2 protein-coding genes are annotated in these 746 nt (G+C 70.4%); both read right to left on the bottom strand.

What is annotated here, in order from left to right:
• On the bottom strand, nucleotides 1-232 hold a 232-nt coding region (locus AAE045_RS23465; RefSeq protein WP_455549718.1), incomplete at its 3' end, for a hypothetical protein.
• A 111-nt stretch (nucleotides 233-343) separates the two neighbouring features.
• On the bottom strand, nucleotides 344-746 hold a 403-nt coding region (locus tag AAE045_RS23460), incomplete at its 5' end, for a hypothetical protein (RefSeq protein WP_455549717.1).

Raw genomic sequence — 746 nt, 5'->3', positions numbered from 1 at the left:
CTTTCACCGGCCGCCCGGCCAGGCCACGCGCGCGCCACAGGTAGTCCGGCGCCAGCAGCGTGCTCAGCAGCAGAAGGATGCCGTACGGCAGCAGGTTCTGCGGCAGGGTCAGCACCAGGGCGGGCATGCAGAACAGGCCCACGGTGGCGATCCAGTGCGCCACGCCGGCACGCCCCTGCAGCGGCGGCAGGGAAACAGGCGTGGCCGGCTCGGATCCACGGGAAAACATCATTGCCAACCTCGATCGCCACACGCCGGCACGCAGGCCCGTGACTGCACTGGACGCGACCGGCGCCCACGGTCCTGCGGTTCCCGCCCGGGCAGGCCGCCAGCAGTGCAGACCTCACTCATCGCCATCGATCCGGTGCAGCGCGCGTTCGCGCTCCTGCTCTTCGGCGCTGGCCACGCAGGGCCCATGGATATCGCCCGGCCTCACCAACCACCAACGGCGACGGTTGGCAACCCCGGCCAGTTCGGCGCTGGTGCGGTCCACGCAGGCCAGCAGCGCGTCTTCCTGCACCAGCAGCCAGCGCTGCTGCGGCTGGGCCGCCTGCCAGGCGACACCATCGACCAACTGCCGGTCCCAGCGTCGGTTGAAACCGAAGGTGGCGGCGTCCCGGTCGGCCATCAGCAGATTCTGCTCTTTCCAGGCGACCAGGCCCAGTTCGGCGTCTGGACCGATGCGCTGGCCGACCTGCTGCATCAGGCCGCGGGCGGAACTGGAGTCGTTGAACAGCGGGTAGCCG

The sequence above is a fragment of the Dryocola clanedunensis genome (assembly GCF_038405435.1).
Taxonomy (GTDB): domain Bacteria; phylum Pseudomonadota; class Gammaproteobacteria; order Enterobacterales; family Enterobacteriaceae; genus Dryocola; species Dryocola clanedunensis_A.
The sequence above is the reverse complement of the archived record's forward strand: the minus strand, read 5'-3'. Positions and strand labels throughout refer to the sequence as shown.